Origin of the sequence: Actinoplanes philippinensis (assembly GCF_900113015.1) — a bacterium.
GTDB classification, from domain to species: domain Bacteria; phylum Actinomycetota; class Actinomycetes; order Mycobacteriales; family Micromonosporaceae; genus Actinoplanes; species Actinoplanes philippinensis.
Genome location: NZ_FONV01000001.1, coordinates 45,489 through 62,006 on the forward strand (window position 1 = coordinate 45,489; position 16,518 = coordinate 62,006).

12 protein-coding genes are annotated in these 16,518 nt (G+C 72.0%); 5 read left to right on the forward strand and 7 right to left on the reverse strand.

Features of this window, described 5'->3' with window-relative positions; genetic code table 11:
- The first annotated feature begins 80 nt into the window (after positions 1-80).
- Together BM290_RS00235 and BM290_RS00240 are read left to right on the forward strand one after the other, a co-directional pair.
- Entirely contained in the window at positions 81-1,829 is a 1,749-nt protein-coding gene (locus BM290_RS00235; RefSeq protein ID WP_177319519.1) for an ATP-binding cassette domain-containing protein, read from the forward strand.
- Positions 1,822-3,567 (forward strand): ATP-binding cassette domain-containing protein, encoded by a 1,746-nt coding sequence (locus BM290_RS00240; protein WP_093608705.1) that lies wholly within the window; start codon positions 1,822-1,824, stop codon positions 3,565-3,567. The genes BM290_RS00235 and BM290_RS00240 overlap by 8 nt, the downstream gene beginning before the upstream one ends.
- Here BM290_RS00240 and BM290_RS00245 read toward each other — a convergent pair.
- Both BM290_RS00245 and BM290_RS00250 read right to left on the reverse strand, forming a co-directional pair.
- Complete coding sequence (locus BM290_RS00245; protein WP_093608707.1) at positions 3,522-4,904, reverse strand: radical SAM/SPASM domain-containing protein; 1,383 nt, start codon at positions 4,902-4,904, stop codon at positions 3,522-3,524. The genes BM290_RS00240 and BM290_RS00245 overlap by 46 nt on opposite strands.
- A 3-nt stretch (positions 4,905-4,907) precedes the next feature.
- Entirely contained in the window at positions 4,908-5,099 is a 192-nt protein-coding gene (locus tag BM290_RS00250; protein WP_143133544.1) for a hypothetical protein, read from the reverse strand.
- 150 nt (positions 5,100-5,249) lie between these two features.
- Here BM290_RS00250 and BM290_RS00255 point away from each other — a divergent pair, with 150 nt between their 5' ends.
- Positions 5,250-5,897 (forward strand): ArsR/SmtB family transcription factor, encoded by a 648-nt coding sequence (locus BM290_RS00255; protein WP_093608711.1) that lies wholly within the window; start codon positions 5,250-5,252, stop codon positions 5,895-5,897.
- A gap of 19 nt (positions 5,898-5,916) precedes the next feature.
- On the opposite strand, the gene BM290_RS00260 is transcribed toward BM290_RS00255, so the two are convergent.
- Complete coding sequence (locus BM290_RS00260; protein ID WP_093608713.1) at positions 5,917-7,686, reverse strand: CocE/NonD family hydrolase; 1,770 nt, start codon at positions 7,684-7,686, stop codon at positions 5,917-5,919.
- Positions 7,687-7,745: 59 nt separating this feature from the next.
- Here BM290_RS00260 and BM290_RS00265 point away from each other — a divergent pair, with 59 nt between their 5' ends.
- The gene (locus tag BM290_RS00265) at positions 7,746-9,755 is read left to right on the forward strand and encodes a M6 family metalloprotease domain-containing protein (RefSeq protein ID WP_093608715.1); all 2,010 of its coding nucleotides are present in this window, start codon (positions 7,746-7,748) and stop codon (positions 9,753-9,755) included.
- Between the two features lie 16 nt (positions 9,756-9,771).
- On the opposite strand, the gene BM290_RS50520 is transcribed toward BM290_RS00265, so the two are convergent.
- Positions 9,772-13,074 carry a TIR domain-containing protein gene (locus BM290_RS50520; protein ID WP_093608717.1) on the reverse strand — a complete coding sequence of 1,101 codons (3,303 nt, stop codon included), beginning with the start codon at positions 13,072-13,074 and terminating at the stop codon, positions 9,772-9,774.
- A gap of 60 nt (positions 13,075-13,134) precedes the next feature.
- A complete protein-coding gene (locus tag BM290_RS00275; protein WP_093608719.1) occupies positions 13,135-13,782 on the reverse strand; it encodes an NAD(P)-dependent oxidoreductase in 648 nt (215 codons plus the stop codon).
- An 80-nt stretch (positions 13,783-13,862) separates the two neighbouring features.
- Between BM290_RS00275 and BM290_RS00280 the strand changes: the two genes are divergently transcribed.
- Positions 13,863-14,495 (forward strand): TetR/AcrR family transcriptional regulator, encoded by a 633-nt coding sequence (locus tag BM290_RS00280; RefSeq protein WP_093608721.1) that lies wholly within the window; start codon positions 13,863-13,865, stop codon positions 14,493-14,495.
- Here the strand turns inward: BM290_RS00280 and BM290_RS00285 are convergent.
- Positions 14,485-15,102, reverse strand: a complete 618-nt coding sequence (locus BM290_RS00285; protein ID WP_093608723.1) for a DUF305 domain-containing protein — start codon at positions 15,100-15,102, stop codon at positions 14,485-14,487. The genes BM290_RS00280 and BM290_RS00285 overlap by 11 nt on opposite strands.
- Before the next feature lie 65 nt (positions 15,103-15,167).
- Positions 15,168-16,505, reverse strand: coding sequence for a copper amine oxidase (locus BM290_RS00290; protein WP_177319520.1), 1,338 nt, complete (start codon positions 16,503-16,505; stop codon positions 15,168-15,170).
- Between the last annotated feature and the right edge of the window lie 13 nt (positions 16,506-16,518).

The window sequence follows — 16,518 nt, forward strand, 5'->3', positions numbered from 1 at the left end:
CCGGCCTCGGCCGCCGGAGCCGGATGAACGCCGTCCGGCCCCGGCGGCCGTGTCCCGCCATCGCATCCCGAGGAGCCGCCGTGCCCGCTGACCCGACCCGTCCACGACTCATCCGGGCCGTCGCCGCCCGTACGCCGGGGCGGCTCAGCCTGCTGGCGCTGATGCTCCTGCTGAGACTGGCCTTGGGGCTGGCCGCACCGGCCCTGCTGGCCGCCGCCCTGCATGATCTGACGGCCGGGCCCGGCCGGCCGGACCAGCTCGACAGGCTCGGTGGCCCGGTCGCGGCATTGGCATGGACCGTGGCCGTCCTCGCCGCCACCGAGCTGATCATGGGGATGCTCTCCGCCACGATGGTCGCGAGCAGCGCGGTGTGGCTGCAGACCCGCGTCGTGGGACATCTGCTGCGGCTCGGCGACCGGATGCCGCTGGCGCCCGGCGAAGCCACCGCACGCGTCGCACAGGGCACCTCGACCGCGAGCCTGCCGTACACCTTCATCGCCGTCTGCACCGGACTGCTCGGCTCGGTCATCGCCCTGATCGTCCTGTGGACGATCGACATCTACGCCGGGCTGGTCTTCTCCCTGGCGCTGCCCGTGGGAGTGGTCACCGCCCGGCGCTTCATGCGGGGCATGACCTCGGCCCAGTCGACGTATCTGAGCATCCAGTCCGGCATCGCCGACACGCTGGTCGGCGCTCTCGCCGGCGCCCGGACCGTCCGGGCCTCGGGCACGGTGCGCACCGAGATCGACCGGGTCCTGGCTCCCCTCCCCGCGCTGAACTCCGCCGGATCCGCGCTGTGGCGGCGCCAGCGCCGGGTGGTGTGGCAGCTGGCACTGCTGGTGCCGCTGGTTCAGGTGCTGACGCTGGCTGTAGCCGGACTCGGGATCACCGCCGGGCGGATCGCTCCGACCGACCTGATCGCGGTCTGGGGGTATCTGGCGCTGGCGAGCGGGGCCCTGAGCCAGATCGACGCGCTGGCCGAGATCGCCCACGTGCGGGCCGGCACCGCCCGGCTGGCCGACATGATCAGCACACCGGCTCCGGCCGGCGGCGCCGGTGTGCTGCCCGCCGGCCCCGGGGCGGTGTCGTGGCAGGGCGTCACGATCGACCGGCCGGGAACGGACTCGGTCCTGGACGGACTCGACCTGGAGTTGCGTCCCGGTGTGGCGACCGCTTTCGTCGGGCCCAGCGGGGCGGGTAAGAGCCTGGCCGCCGCGCTGGTCGGCCGGCTGATCGATCCGGACGCCGGCCGGGTCCTGCTCGACGGGGTCGCGGTCACCGAGGTGCCACTGCCCGACCTGCGCCGCGCCGTCACCTACGCCTTCGACCGGCCCACCCTGATCGGGACGACAGTGCACGACGCGATCCGGTTCGGCCGGGACGATCTGACGTCCGCCGACGTGCTCGCCGCCGCCCGCGCGGCTCGCGCCGACACCTTCATCCGACGGCTGCCGCAGGGGTACGACACACCTCTGGCCCAGGCGCCGCTGTCCGGCGGGGAGAGCCAGCGGCTGGGTCTCGCCCGGGCGCTGGTCCGGCCGGCCCGGGTCTACGTCCTCGACGACGCGACGTCCGGGCTCGACACGGTCACCGAGGACGAGGTCGGCCGGGCGATCACCACGCTGCTCGCCGGGCGTACCCGGGTGGTGGTGGCTCACCGGGCGGCCACCGCGGCGGCCTGCGATCACGTGGTGTGGTTCGACCGAGGGCGGGTACGGGCAGCCGGGCGGCACTCCGATCTCTGGCTCGACCCGGGATACCGGGACCTGTTCGCGGACACGGCCGGCCGGCCGGCGCTCGGCACGATGCCGGAGGTGACCCATGGCTAGCCCGGGTGTTCTGCTGCTCAGATCGGGTCTCGCCGGATCTCGGGCCCCGATGGTGCGGATAGCGGGTCTCACCGTGCTGGAGGCGGCGCCGGCTCTGGCCGCCGGCGCGGTGGCCGCGACCGCGATCGACCACGGTTTCCTCGCCGGCCGGCCCGGGATCGGCCTCGCCTGGCTGGGCCTGCTGGCGGTGCTGCACCTGGTGCGCGCCACCGCGGAGCGCGCCGTGTTCCCACACCTCGCGGCGGTGGTGGAGCCACTGCGTGACCACCTGGTGCGCCGCTTGGTGTCGGCCACTCTGCTGCGGGCCACCGACCGGTACGGACGGCCCGAAGGCGTCGACGCCGCCACCGTCACGCGGCTGACGCGTCAGGTCGAGTCGGTCCGCTCGCTGGTGGCCGCGCTGCTGCGAACCGCCCGGCCGCTGGCCGTGTCGGTGCTGGCCGCCGCGGCCGGCCTGGCCGCGCTCAGACTGTCCCTGCTCGTGTTCCTGGCACCGCTGGTGCTGGTGCTGGCCGTCTTCCCGCTGTCGCTGCGCGTGTTGTCGCGGCGCCGCCGCATGGTGGTGCTCGCCGACGAACGGATCACCGCGCGGATCGGCGAGTCGTTGCTGGCCGCCCGGGACGTCGCCGCTCTCGACGCGGCCGGGCAGTGCCTCGCGGCGATCGACGAGGCCGGTCGTGAGGTGCGACGGACCACCATGGCCGCGGCGAGGACCGCCGGATTCCGGATCGCGATGGTGACCGTGGGGGGATACGTTCCGCTGTTCGCCCTGCTGGTGGCCGGCCCGCAACTGGTCGCCGGCGGCCGGATCAGCACCGGTGAGCTGGTCGGCGCCGCGCTTTATCTGACCGGTTACCTGTTGCCGGCGGTGCAGGCCGTCACCGGCACGGTCTCGGCCTACGTCACCCAGCTCGGCACGGCGTTGACCAGGCTCGCCGAGGCATCGGGCACCGTACCGGCCCGGACCGCGGAGACTGCGGCGGGGCATTCCGCGATGCCGGCCACCGGCGGAATCGCGGTGACGGTCGACCGTCTCACGTTCGCCTACTCGGCGACGGCCGAGCCGGTGCTGGCCGGCCTCAGTCTGGAGATCGCCGCGGGCGAGCATCTCGCCGTCGTAGGCGCCAGCGGGATCGGCAAATCCACCCTGGCCAACCTGCTCGCCGGGCTGGAGCGTCCGCGGACCGGGCGGGTCCGCCTCGACGGCGTCCCGGTCGATGAACTCGACGATCGCCGGCGATCCCGATGGGTCGCCCTGGTGCCGCAGGAGGCTTACGTGTTCGCCGGCACCGTACTGGCCAACCTCTGCTATCTGAACCCCGATGCCGAGCCACCGGCCATCGACGAGACCATCCGGCTGCTCGGGGCATCCCGGCTCGTCGAGCGGCTCGGCGGCCTCGCGGGCGAGATCACGGATCCAGCCACCCAGCTGTCGAGCGGCGAACGGCAGCTGCTGGTCCTCGTCCGGGTCCACCTCTCCCCGGCCCGGCTGGTGATCCTCGACGAGGCCGGGTGCTATCTGGACCCGGCCTCCGAGGCGGTGGCCGAGGCGGCATTCGCTGCCCGGCCCGGAACGCTGATCGTGATCGCGCACCGGCTCGCGTCGGCCGCCCGAGCGGACCGCGTGCTGATGGTGCAGGCGGACGGCGCCCGGCTCGGCCCGCACCGGCAGCTGCTAGCCGAATCCGGCGCCTATGCGGAGCTGATGGAGAGGTGGCGGGGAGGCACCGGGGTGTAGCCGGCGGCGATGGCGAACAGGTCGAGCCGCCGGCGCACATTGGTGCGCAGCGACGGACACGGCGGTGTTCCCTCGCGCCAGAGCTTGGGGCAGGCCCCACCGCACAGCGGCAGGATCGTGCAGTCGCGACAGCCGGTCTCGCCGGCGGCCACCGCTTCGAACCAGTCGTCGAACGCACCGGGCGGGCGCAGCGCGTCGGCGTCCAGCACTCCGACCTGACCCACCGGCGCATCGGCGTGAACGGGCACCAGGGGCTGCTCGGTGCAGCTGTAGATGCGCCCGTCGGGCGCGATGACCTCGCTGTGCCGGGTCACCGCGGCGCAGACAACCGGACGCGGCCGGGACGGCAGCAGCGAGAACCGCAGGCCATGACGTTGATAGGCGGCAAACCATTCGATCTCCGCCGCGGCCGACTCCGCCTGCGACAGAGCCACCGCTGTGACGTCGTTGCCCCAGGGATGGACCGGCGCCGGGTAGCAGCCCACCCGATCGTGGGCGAGACCGGCGTCGGCCAGCGCCGCCGCGAACGGTTCGGCCAGCCCGGCGTTTCCGGTGCCCACGTTCGACCGGATGACGAACCGCAGGCCCGAGAGCTCCTCGACAGCCAGTGCTGCGGCGATGACCGCGGTGATCTGCCGGAACGACCCGTGACCGTTCTTCATCGGCCGGGTGACGTCGTGCGCCTCGGCAGGACCGTCGAGGGTGACCTCGATCGTGCTGACCCGGCACTGCAGGTGCAGCGCCCGGAGTTTGCGCGCGTCCAGAAGGGTTCCGTTGGTGACGACTTTGGCGTCGTAACCGATACCGGCCGCGGCGGTGCTGGCCACGAAGCGCTGGGACAGGTCACGCAGGACAGCGAAGGCCATCAGCGGCTCGCCGCCGAACCACCTCACGCCGATCCGGTTGTAGCGGCCCGACCTCGCCGCCCGATCGACCCGCTCGGCCAGCGCGGACCGGTGATCACGGGTCACCACGGTTCGTTCGTGACGCTGCCCGCAATAGTCGCAGCCCATGTTGCAATACCCGCTCGGCATCACCACGAAGTCGCGCACGCCCTGGTCACGGGCTGCGCGACGGCCGGCCTCAAGCACTTCGGCCGCCTCGTCGCGGCTGTCGTCGACCAGCAGGCCGGCCGCGGCGAGCCGACCGTCGTGGGCGGTCTGCGCCGCCCCCGGGTCGTGGCCGGTGGCGGCGGTGTCCAGCCGGGCCGCGGTATCCAGATCGACCAGGTGAACCCGGGCGGTGGCGGTATGCAGCACCGCGCGCACCAGGTGCCCGGCCGGGTGGCGGAGGACGGTGTCGCCGACCACGGTGTAACGGCTGGGTCTTAGCGACACGACTCAGGAGCCCGGCTCGTGGCAGCCACCATCGACCCATCGCCCGTCCACGTCGGGGCCATCGATCCCGGCGGTGATCTCCTCGAGGAACAGGTGCGTCTGGTGCTCCAGCCCGTTCGCCACGGCGAGGAAGTGGTCCGTGGCATGTCGGGCCAGCTCAGCGGCATGGAGGAGCAGCCATGGCTCGATTAGCATGTGCACTCCCGATCGCAGGCGCAGGGCAACGTCCAAATTTTACGAGACGATCTAAATGAGTCAAGCGTTCGAGTCGGCCCAGTCGTCGAAGGGCATCACGACGTCACCTATCCTGGGTGGCGAAAGCTCACTGTTGCAGAGGATTCGTCCATGGCCGACGGTCGCCGTATCGTTCACGACGTCGAGACGCTCAAAGCGCTCGCCGATCCGGCGAGACTGGCGATCCTCGAACTTCTGATGGGCGACTACGCACGGACCTGGACGGCGAAGGAGCTCGCCGGCGCCATCACGATGCCGCCCAAGAAGATCTACTACCACCTCGGCTTGCTGGAGCAGCAGGGCCTGCTGGAGGTCCGCACGACGCAGGTCGTCAACGGGATCATCGAGAAGCACTACGGCGCCGGCCAGGAGAGCATCACCTTTCAACGCGGCGGCGCACCCGGCGCCGGCGCACCGGCCGAATCGCCGGAACAGATGAGCCAGCTGGTGACGACCCTGTTCGCCGAGGTGCAGACTCACATCCTGGCCGGCCTGGACTCGGGCGCGGCGGTGATGAACCGCGACGCTCCGGACGACAAGCGGATGGTGATCAGCTACACCACCGCCGGGATGGCGCCCCGGCAGGCCGGGGAGTTCCGGGACGCCCTGCTCGCCGTGATCGAGCGCTTCCGGGCCGCCAGCACCCCCGGCGCACCCGCCTTCGAGCTCCTGGTGGCCATCCACCCCCGGGGCACAGCGGCGCCGGGGGCGGATGGCGCTGACGAGACGCCGACCGCCGGCGGCGCCGCCGCGCCCTAGTCCCTCCGGCGGCGGCTCGTCAGGAGCGGTGGCGCAGGGTGAGCGGGAAGGTGCCCTCGCCGATGCCGGTGAGGGTGCGGGTGTTCTGCCTCAGGTAGGTGTCGAGGAACGGTGACCGATCGCCCTGGGTGGGCACGTCGAGGCGGGGGTTCTGTACCGCGAGGCCGATCCGGGCGCGGGTGATCTCGATCGTGTTGCCGCTCGGGGTGTCGCGCCAGTTGCCGCTGCCGATCGTGCCGAGCTGTACGCCCAGCTGGTGGCCCGGCTCGAAGGTCCAGTCCGTGGACTTCAGGTCGAACGCCACCCGGCCCGCTCGTTCGATCAGGGCCACGTTCTCGTCGAACATCACCGCGGTTCCGTCCGGGGCGACGTCCCACAGCCGCGCCATGACGTTGCCCGGCGCGCTCGCGTGCAGCGTGATCTGCGGTGTGGCAGTGATCCGCAGCCGTGACCGGACCGGTGTGGACCAGGTGAAATAGCTCGACGTCGGCGCGAGGGCACGGGCGGCGGGTGGCACGGGGTCGGTGTAGTGCTCCATGTCCCACCCGTCAGCGGTGGGGGCGGCCAGGGTCGCGCCGATGCCGTCGTCGACGTACCGGCCGTCGGCCAGGGCCGCGCTGGTACGGGACGACGGCGCCGGCCAGGTCGGCTGGGCGCGCCACGCGCCGGTGTTGTCCTCGACGGCGTAGGCCGGGTCGTGCACCGCCGGGCGGATGCCCTTCAGGTAGCGGTCGTAGAAGCGCATGACCTCGTCGAAGAAGCCGGCGCGGCCCATCAGCAACTGGCCCTGGCCGTTCGTCTCGTTGCCGCGGACGTGCTCCCACTGCCCCACCCAGCCTCGCTCGACGCCGTGGTGGTTGTCGAGGAACTCCTGCATGTCCTCGGGCTTGGTGTTGTTCTCGATGAAGCCCTGCGTGACGAAGAGCGGCGTGTTCGTGCCCCGGGCCTGGGCGGCGAGGTTGCGGGCGCGCCAGTAGGACGAGTACCGGTCGGGATTGTTGTTGTTCGTGAGGTTGTCGGCCAGGCACTCGGGGTGGCTCTGCTCGTAGGCCGCGTTGGCCCGGTAGCGGGCGGTGTCGTCGGGCAGCGGCGTCATGGTGGCGATGCCGTTGTAGGCGTTCGGGGTGCCGGTCACGTTGGGCCGCGGAACCCCGTTGCTGAACAGGTAGTTGTACATGTTCCACACCGGCTCCTGCGCCACGACGGCCTTCAACGCCGGCAGGCGCAGGTTGTTGCCGACCAGGCCGGTGGTGGCGTCGTACGACTTGCCGTACATGCCGACTCGGCCGGTCGACCACGGGCGTGTCGCCGTCCACTGGATCGCGGCCGTCACGTCCGCCTGCTCGCCCGGGCCGATCCAGTCGAGGCAGCCGGTGCTCCCGCCGAAGCCACGCAGATCGACCATGACATAGGTGTAGCCGCGGGCGAAGAGATCGGCGCCGCTGGTGAAGTCGGCGAAGCGGCTGGACGGGCCGGTGCGGGTCCACCCTTCCGGCCCGGTCTGGCCCGCGTGGTTGAAGTACGAGCCGACGGCGAGGATCACCGGCGTCCGGGCGTGCGCCGGCAGGTGCGCCGGCCGCAGGACGTCGGCGTGCAGCTCGACGCCGCTGTCATCGGCGGACGGGAAGTAGGCTTCCGTCCACACCGCGCCCTCCGGCACGCGGGGGTTCTCCTCGTGGGTGACGCCCGGCGGCGAGGCAGCGGCGGCGGCCGCCGGGCCCCCTACCGCGAGAGTGGCCACCGTGATCAGCGTGCCGGCGGCGGCCGCGGCTCGTCCGCGTAGATTCATCCGACCTCCAATATCGACCGTCCATTGAGCGATCTCGATAAGTTTGCCAGGATGACGCCATGACGACGGGGCGACGGTTGTTCTCGGCACTGTCCGTGGCGACGCTTCTGGTGGCGGGCGCCGTCAACGCCGCACCGGCGACGGCCGCGCCGCCGGCCGGGGATCCGGACACGCCGTGGCGCATGCGGCACTGGCCGCAGACCCAGCCCTGGCAGGTCGACGAGGCGGTCACCCTGGGCGGCCCGGCCGGCACGCCGCAGCCGATCGACCCCCAGCGGTACGAGATGCCGGACACGATGACCTGGGACGACTACCGGGCCGTGCCGGGCGCCGACTGGGCCGACCCGGCGGTACGCGGCTCGGAACGCACCTTCAACGGGGCGCTGGTGCTGGTCGACTACCCGAACCAGCCGTTCGTGGTCACGCAGCCGGCGAACTCGACGATCTACGGGAACCCGTCCGGCGTACAGAATCTCGATCGGTCCGAAGTGCCGGCGTTCTACCGGGACTTCCTGAACAAGCCGGGGACGCTCAACCGCGGCCACACCATCCACGAGTACTGGATGGAGGACTCGAACGGGCGCTTCGGCATCGACCTGAGCGCCTTCGGCGTCTATCAGATGCCACATCGGAGTCACGAGTACGGCGTCGAGAACTCCATGCAGCGCGGACTGGGCTGCCCGGCCGGCGACGTGTGCGGGCGTGACCTGCGGACCGACGCGCGGGCGGCCTGGATCGCGGCGGTCGGCGAGCAGGAGGCAGCCTCGTACGACTTCGTGTTCTTCCTCTCGGCCGGCCAGGACGAGTCGGCCACCTGGCAGGAGTTCGGCCCGATGAAGTTCACCACCAAGGAGGACGTGAGCGAGGAGTTCGGCCCGCCGGACGTGTCGCTGCCGAACTGGAACGCGACCCGTTACGTCGAGTGGACGTCCTGGCAGGCCTCGGCGAACATCTGGCCGAACGCCACCCAGGGCAGCTCACTGCAGGCGGAGAGTTCGGGCATGTCGACGTACGCGCACGAGTTCAGCCACATCCTCGGCATCGGCGACAACTACAACAACCCGTACTCCGTGCCGGCGCGCCGCGACTACAGCGGGCCGTGGGAGATGCTGAGCCGCGGCACGTTCAACGGACCCGGCGGCCCGCACAGCCGGTGGCTGATCCCCGGAACCGGGGGCTCCTCGATGGGCGCCCAGCACATGCTGCGCAACAAGATGAAGCTCGGCATCATCGACGACGCGGCGGTGCTGAAGCTGTCCCGCGACGCGCTCGCCCGGTCCGGCGTCGTGGTGACCCGCGTGACGGCGCGCGCGGCCGGCCCCGGCGGACACCGGCTGGCCGGCATCAACGTCACCCTGGACGGCGGCGACCGCGGCCCCTCCTGCAACCCGGCGACGGATCCGTACTGCGACGGCGGCGGATACCAGAACTACACGCTCGAAGTGGTCGACCGGATGGGCTTCGACTCGTTCACGCCGGACTCCGGCGTACTGCTGGCCAAGACGAAGGACGCGGACGCCGCACCGTTCATCTGGACCATCGACGCCAACCCGCAGGACATCGACAAGGTCGACTTCGTGCTGCCGGACGGCACGCCACAGAAGATGACCATCGGCGACTACCGGCAACTCTCCGACGCTCTGTTCCACGCCGGCACCGGCTCGGGCAGCCGGTTCGAGTTCACCGACACGGCCAACCGGCTGCACTTCTACATCCTCGACCGGCAACGGGACCGGCACGGCGTGCTCTCGTACGACGTGGCGGTGCGCTCGCTCGACGGCGCCGGGCCGTCCCCCCGCGGGGTGCGGGCCTCGCCGGCCGGCGCTCGCCCCGCGCCGTCCGGCTGGGCCCGGTGCACGATCCCGATCCGCAACACCGGCCGGGACGCCGACGTTTTCCGGATCTCGGCGCCGGGGGCGGTGCTGCCCCGGGCCGTCGTCGGGGTGGCGGGCCGTCAGCCGGCCTCGGTCGAGGTCTACGTCAAGGACGTGCGGACGGTGCCGGTCGAGATCAGGTCGGAGAGCGACCCGGCCGCGACCGCCGTGACCTCGTGCACCGTACGACGGTGACGTCCCGGGCTCGCCGCTACCCCGGGCAGGTCGGCCGGTACGCCGCTTCCGGGATGTGGGCGGCCCACTCGTCCGCCGTGAAGCCGCCACCCGCCGCCGCGCAGGCGACCGTCGCGGGCTCGTCCCGCAGCGCGATCAGCGACGAGTAGTCCCACAGCACGGCACGCCGGCTCCCGGTCTCCCCACCGGTGGCCGTCAGTGTCCGCCCGTCCGGATGTGGCACCAGCAACGCCGACCCCAGCGAGGCACGTCGCATCGCCGTCATCCGGACCGGCCCGGACGGCTCGCCCACGTCCCAGAACGCCACCGAGCCGTCCCCGGATCCGGTGGTCACCGTTCGCCCGTCCGGCCCGAACGCCACCGACCGGACCACGGCCCGGGTGCCGGTCAGGATCGCCTGCCGGCGGGGCCGGCCGGTGAGGGTCCAGACCGCCGCGGTCCGGTCGGCGCTGCCGGTCGCCAGCATGCGCCCGTCCGGGCTGAACGCCACGGCGAGCACGGCGTCCCCGTGTCCCTTGAGCGTCGTGCCCCGCACCGGCTTCTTCTGGTCGGTCACGTCCCAGAGAACGACCGACTTCCCCTCACCCACCGCGATGGTGCGCCCGTCCGGGCTGTAGGTGACGGCCTCGACGAAATCCACGCCGTTCAGAAGGGAGACCAGGGACGGCAGGTACGGCGTGGTGAGGTCCCAGAGCGTGACGAGGTAGGTCCCGCTGTCGATGGCGAGCGTGCGCTCGTCCGGACTGAACGCCATCCGGCCGTTCGCTCCCCCGCCGGGCATACTCCCGGCTGCTCTCGGCGCGCTCGGATCACTGACGTCGGTGATCGTCACCCCCGCCTGCTCCGTCAGCCCGCTCGCGGCGATCAGGCCGCCGGACGGGCTGACGGCGGCCGTGCCGATGCTCCCGTCATGGACGCGCACGGTGGCGCGCTCGATCGGGCGGGTCCGGTCCGAGACGTCCCACACCGTCGCCGTTCCGTCAGCGTGCACGGTGGTCAGCCGCCGCCCGTCCGGGGTGACGGCCGCCGTCACCGTCCGTCCGGCGGGCCGGTCCGCCTGGCCGACGGCCGCCGGCTCACCGTGCGCCGCGGCGTTCCACAGGCTCAGCGTACGGGCGCCGCCGACCGTGGCCAGCGTCCGGCCGTCCGGGCTGAACGACATCGCGCTCGCGGAACCGGCCTGGTCGTTGAGGTCGAGCATGGGCACCAGCGTGTCGGTGAGGTCCCAGAGACGTGCCGTCCCGTCGTCGTCGCTGCTGGCCATCGTCCGGCCGTCCGGGCTGAACGCCACGGCACGGGACCGCGTCGCCACCGTGTCGCCCCGCCGTGGCCTCGCCGGATCGTCCAGTCGCCAGACCACCTGGTTCCCCTCCTCGTCGTTGGTGACCAGCAGCGGCCGGACCGGGTGGACGACGACCTGCACCCAGCTGCCGGGCAACGTGCCCACCTCGGTGGGGTTGGTGCGGTCGGTGATGTCCCAGACGGTTCCGGGCGCGCCGGCGGTCACCACGCCACGGCCGTCCGGAGTGAACCCCAACGGCGCCGGATATCCCGTGGTCTGCCGGGTGAGCAGAGCGGGCCGGGCCGGGTCGGACACATCCCACAGCGACCACGCGCCGTCGTAGTCGACGACCCCGAGCGTCCGGCCGTCCGGGCTGAAGGTGGTCCAGTTGCCCCCTTCCACGGGCACGACTCCGGCGAGCACCGGATGTGCCGGATCGGACACGTCGAAGAGATGCGGCGCGAGCTCGAAGCCACCGGAGATCACGAGCATCCGGCCGTCCCCGCTGAAGACCGGCTGGGCGGTGAGGAGGAAGCCGTCGAGCGGGGCGAGCCGGACCGGGTTCGCCCGGTCGGCCACGCTCCACAGGGCGGCCGTGAAACCGGACTCGACGACGGCGATGACGTCGCCCGGCCCGTAGGCGGCGGACCAGGTGTCGTTCATCGTGCCGGCCCGGCGGGTGGCGGCTACGATTCCGGCCAGCTCGGTGCGGGCCTCGGTGCCCGGCTGGATCCGCTGGGCGGCGATGCCCAGCCGCAACGCCGTCACCGGGTCGTTGTCGAGCGTCGCCTTCGCCTGGTTGATCAGGCGCCGCCCGGTGGTGACCTTCTTCTGCTCCTCGGCGTTGGCCTCCTGTCTGCGGGCCTCCTCGGCAGCCGCTTCCGCCTTCCGCTCGTTCTGCTCGGCGATGGTCCTCTGCCGGAGGGCCTCCGCCGCGGCCAGGTCGGCCATCCGCTGCTGCTGCTGGGCGTTGCGGCGCTGCCGTTCGGTCTCCGCCGCGGCCTCCTCGGCGAGGCGTTGCTGCTGCTCCGCGATGATCCGCTGGCCAGTCGCCTCCCGCGACGACTGCCGTGCCAGTTCGCGTTGCTCCCGGGCCACCGCCTCCTGCTGCCGGGCCAGCGCCTGGGCACGTTTGGCCAGCTCCTGCTGACGGCGGGCGGCCTTCTCCTGCCGGTCCGCCTCGGCCGCCGCCCGCCGCGCCGCGGCCTGTTGCTCCCGGGCGCGTTCCTCCTGCCGCCGGCGTTCGACGGTGGCGGCGCGGGCCCGCGCCTCCTGCGTGTGCGCGTTCTCCTCGTGGCTGCGAGCCTCCTCGGCGTACCGCTCGGCCTCACCACGCTGGAACGAGGCGTCCCGCTGCTGGCGCCGGGCCTCCACCGCCGCAGCCGTCGCCCGGTCGGCGTTGCGGTCCGCGAGCACGGCGGTCCCGGACGCCACCACGGTCAGCAGGGCGACGATCGCCACCGCCACCCGGCGCAGCCGGCGGCTCTGCCGGTGGTGCCGGAGATCCTCGCTCTCCAGCTCGTCCTTGCTGACGCCGTGCATGGGTGCGGCCAGCTCCGCGATCGCGTCCCGGAACCGGGAGTCGCGCAGGTCGAGGTTCCGCTCGTCGTGCGCCCAGCGCAGGTCCAGGAAGAGCGGCTCCTCGGCGAAGACACCGCGCAGGGCGCCGGGCACGGCCGTCGAGTCCGCGGACAGGTCGCCGGCCTCCGCGTCCCATCGCCACTCGCCGCCGGTGACCACGGGCAGGATCCGGCCGGCCGGTTTCGTCGCGACCCAGTACCTGATCTCCCGGTCCACCCACGGCGACCGGGCCGCCGCCGGCGAGGCGAGGAACACGAACCACTCCGAGCCGTCCAGCGCCTTCTGGATCGACGACCACAGGCCGGGTGTCACCGACAGGCCGGTCTGGTCGCGGAAGATCCACAGTGACTGACGGCGGTACCAGGGCTTCGCGAGCCGGTGCAGTCCACGCTGAACGGCCGGCGCCAGCTCGCCGTCCGCGGTGTGGCTGTACGAGATGAAGCCGTTGAAGCGCATGCCCTGGTCCTGTCGTCCGATGTCACCGCCGACAGATTGTGCACGCCCGCTTGCCGGGGCTCACCTGCGGTAGCTGCTCGCGTCGCAGGTGCGCACGGCGCCGGCGTCCATGACGGTGCGGTAGCTGTAGTCGGCGCAGTCCCGGAAGGTGGCGATGCTGATCCGGTCCGCCGAGCGCTCCAGCGTGCCCTTGGACGGGCCGTCCGAGCCGATGCCGGCCCGGTGCACCATCCACTCGAGGTCGGCGGCCTCCTCCGTCAGGTATCGCATGACGGCCTCGTTGTCGCGGTGCTGGCCCTCGAAGCTCCGGGCCACTGTCGCGCGGAAGGCCCAGAGCAGCGGCGAGAGTCGTCGGCCCGGAACCCGGCTCAGTCCACCGGCCTGGTAGAGGAAGCGCGTGACCCCGTGCCGGCGCATGATCGGGACCAGCTCCCGTACGAAAGCGGTATTGATCATCTTGGTTTTCTGGGTCTCCTTGTCGCCGAGCATCGCGACGATGTAGTCGGCGCCCGGCACCAGGTCCGCCCAGTCGGCGGGGTTGTCGATGGACCCGCGACGGACCGTCAGGCCCGGGCTGTCCAGTGTGATCTTGTCGGGCCGCCGGGCCAACGCCCGGACCGCATGCCCCTCCCGCAGCGCCAGGGCGATGAAGTGCCGGCCGGTCTGCCCGGAGGCGCCGAACACGAGAAAGGTCTTCCGCTCGTTCATGCCACTCAAACTAGGCAGTGTCTAGAAAATAGTCAACGTCTAGAATCTAGTCACCGTCTAGACGTCGTTATGCTGGTGCCATGAAGCGGCCCTTCCATCACGGCAACCTGCGGGCGGTCCTGCTCGACCAGGCCGAGGCGATGCTGCGGGAGCAGGGCTCCGACGGGCTGTCGTTGCGCGAGCTCGCCCGGCAGGCTGGCGTGAGCCACGGCGCGCCCCGCAGCCACTTCATCGACCGGCAGGCGCTGCTGGACGCTCTCGCCGAGCAGGGTTTCGACCGGTTCACCGACCGGGCTCGGGCCGCCCTGGCCGTCCCGGGGCCGGTCCGCGAGCGGTTGCGGGCCCTCGGGCGCGCCTATGTCGACTTCGCCGTGGACAATGCCGCGCTGATGGAGCTGATGTTCGCGGCCAAGTCCAGCCAGTCCAGCGGGCCGGTCCACGACGCCGCGATGCGCTTCTTCCAGGTGCTCGACGGCGCGATGGTGGATGTGTCCGGCGCGGCTCTCGACGACGGCGTCCGGACCCGGTTCAAGTTGCTGTTCGCCGCCACCATGCAGGGCACGGCGGCCCTGATCACGGCGCGGCGGATCACCCGGGAGCAGGGCGAGACGCTGGTCGACGACGCGGCCGATGCCCTGCTCGCCTCGGAGCTGGGCGCGCGTCTGACGGCGCCGCGGGGCGAGCCGGCCGACGCGCCGGCGCTCAGCCCGTGATCAGGGCGGTCATCGCCTCGTTCTCGGCGGTCTGCTCGTTGATGACGTGCTTGGCCAGGCTGCGGATGTAGGCGTTGCCCGCCGGCAGGTCGAGAACCGACCGGGACATGACGATGGCGCCCCGGTGGTGCTCGATCATCAGCCGCAGGAAGACGGTGGGGGCCCGCGCCGGGTCCGCCCGGTCGAGTTCCGCGAGCTGGGCGGCGGTCAGCATGCCGTGTGACGCCGCGTCCGGCCCGGATCCGGCGGTGGCCGCCGGGTCGCCCGCCGGAGGACTGCCCCACGCGGTCAGCCAGGCGTCGATCTGGTCGATCTCCCGCTGCTGGTCGTGCTCGATGAACTCGGCGATCAGGCGGATCCGTTCCGGCGCCCCGCCCTTCGCGAGGAGGGTGCGGCTCATCCGTACCGCCTGGTCGTGGTGTTCGCGCATCATCCGCGCGTAGTGCCGGTCGGCGCCGCCCGGCGGCTCCCCGGCCACGGGCCTCCGATCGGGTGTGCCGGCGTCCACCCCGGCGTTCACCTCGGCGTCCGCGCCGGCGTCGCGCAGCAGGAACACGGCCAGGCCCACGGCCAGCAGGCTGAGGACAGCGGCCAGGCGGCGGATCATATGGCGTTCCTTCCGACGTACCTGTGCCGGTCCGGCCCCCGGGCGGAGGCCGGACCGGCGATTGCTCAGCCCCGCGAACCCGACGGCTGGACCCCGGAGGGCTCCGGCTCGGCCGACGGTTCGGGGTTGCCGTTCTGCCCGGTACGGCCGTCCGGCGTCAGCGGGTTCATCGCGGTGAAGTCACGGGGCACCAGGTCGAAGCCCTGCCAGTGCATCGGCATCGGGCTCTGGTCCTCGTCGCGCGGCACGTGGTGGAAACCCACCCGCACCCACATCACCGGGTCGGTGAGCGTCTGCTTGTCCTTGACGAAGTCGACGACGGTACGGATGTCCGGCGGGCACTCCGGGTCGGAGTCGTTGCCGCTCGCCCACTTCTCGCACAGGCTCTTCTCGCTGAAGGTCACGTCCGGCTTGGTCTCCGGATGACCCTGGTAGCGGTCGTTGGCGCCGGTGACCAGCTCGTACGACCGCGGATGCCCATCGGCGTTCGCGCTCGACCGGCTCGCCAGCCGCCACCAGCGCTGGTCCACCTTGGAGAAGGCGCCCTCGGTGGTGATGTCGGTCCGTGTGGTCTTCACCTTGGCGGTCATCTCGCCCTGGCCGTCCAGCTTGGTGTCGTACTGCTGGACCTTCTCACCGCCCTTGCCGTCGAGGTTGAAGTCGACCCGCCAGAACGCGTTGTGGTAGTGCATCGCCGCCTTGTAGGCGTCGCCGGAGCCGACCGGCCAGCCGCGGGCGGCGTCCGCCTCGAAGCCGGGGGCCAGGTCGCCGGTCGCGCCGAGCCGGGCCGAGATCTGGCCGTCGTCGTGCAGCCGGTACTCGGTGACGTACTCGTACCAGGACAGCTTGCTGATCGTACGCAGCACCAGGTCGTGCCCCTGCCGGGAGTAGAGGGTGCCCGGCTCCGGGCCGTTCTCGCCCCAGCTCTCCTCGCGGGCCCGGTAGGCCAGGCCGGACGGCTCGGCGCTGACGCAGAGCACCTTGCGCTGGGCCGGTTCCGCGGAGCCGTCCGAGCCCTGACGTGCCGAGCCGCCCTTGCAGTCGTCGCCGTCCAGGCTCTCCAGGGAGTAGCCGCCCATGCCGATGTCGGTGAGGTCGTCGTACTCGACGTCACCGGTGTCGTAGGGCACGTGCAACTGGGCGAGGCGGATCGAGTCCAGCACCTGCACCGGTTCCGGCTGGAGTTTCGTCGAAACGTACACCTGGGTGAGGACCAGCCCGGCCTTGTCGTGAATGCGCCAGCAGAGCTGCCATGTGGTGCCGTTCGGCAGCGTCTCCTTCACCGTCGCAGCGCTGCCGCACGTGGTCGCCGACGCGGCCGCCCGGGCGGGCGACGGAACGGTGAGGCCCAGCGCCGCCGCGGTCAGCAGCGCGGCGGCGCCGGCGATCTTTCGGTACGTCATGCTGCCGGATTCC

What these genes read in the sequence shown, in the direction of transcription:
- BM290_RS50520 (WP_093608717.1), bottom strand. Translation starts at nt 13,074, where the DNA reads ATGCGCTTCAACGGCTTCATCTCGTACAGCCACACCGCGGACGGCGAG.
- BM290_RS00285 (WP_093608723.1), bottom strand. Translation starts at nt 15,102, where the DNA reads ATGATCCGCCGCCTGGCCGCTGTCCTCAGCCTGCTGGCCGTGGGCCTG.
- BM290_RS00240 (WP_093608705.1), top strand. Translation starts at nt 1,822, where the DNA reads ATGGCTAGCCCGGGTGTTCTGCTGCTCAGATCGGGTCTCGCCGGATCT.
- BM290_RS00260 (WP_093608713.1), bottom strand. Translation starts at nt 7,686, where the DNA reads ATGAATCTACGCGGACGAGCCGCGGCCGCCGCCGGCACGCTGATCACG.
- BM290_RS00275 (WP_093608719.1), bottom strand. Translation starts at nt 13,782, where the DNA reads ATGAACGAGCGGAAGACCTTTCTCGTGTTCGGCGCCTCCGGGCAGACC.
- BM290_RS00265 (WP_093608715.1), top strand. Translation starts at nt 7,746, where the DNA reads ATGACGACGGGGCGACGGTTGTTCTCGGCACTGTCCGTGGCGACGCTT.
- BM290_RS00250 (WP_143133544.1), bottom strand. Translation starts at nt 5,099, where the DNA reads ATGCTAATCGAGCCATGGCTGCTCCTCCATGCCGCTGAGCTGGCCCGA.
- BM290_RS00255 (WP_093608711.1), top strand. Translation starts at nt 5,250, where the DNA reads ATGGCCGACGGTCGCCGTATCGTTCACGACGTCGAGACGCTCAAAGCG.
- BM290_RS00280 (WP_093608721.1), top strand. Translation starts at nt 13,863, where the DNA reads ATGAAGCGGCCCTTCCATCACGGCAACCTGCGGGCGGTCCTGCTCGAC.
- BM290_RS00290 (WP_177319520.1), bottom strand. Translation starts at nt 16,505, where the DNA reads ATGACGTACCGAAAGATCGCCGGCGCCGCCGCGCTGCTGACCGCGGCG.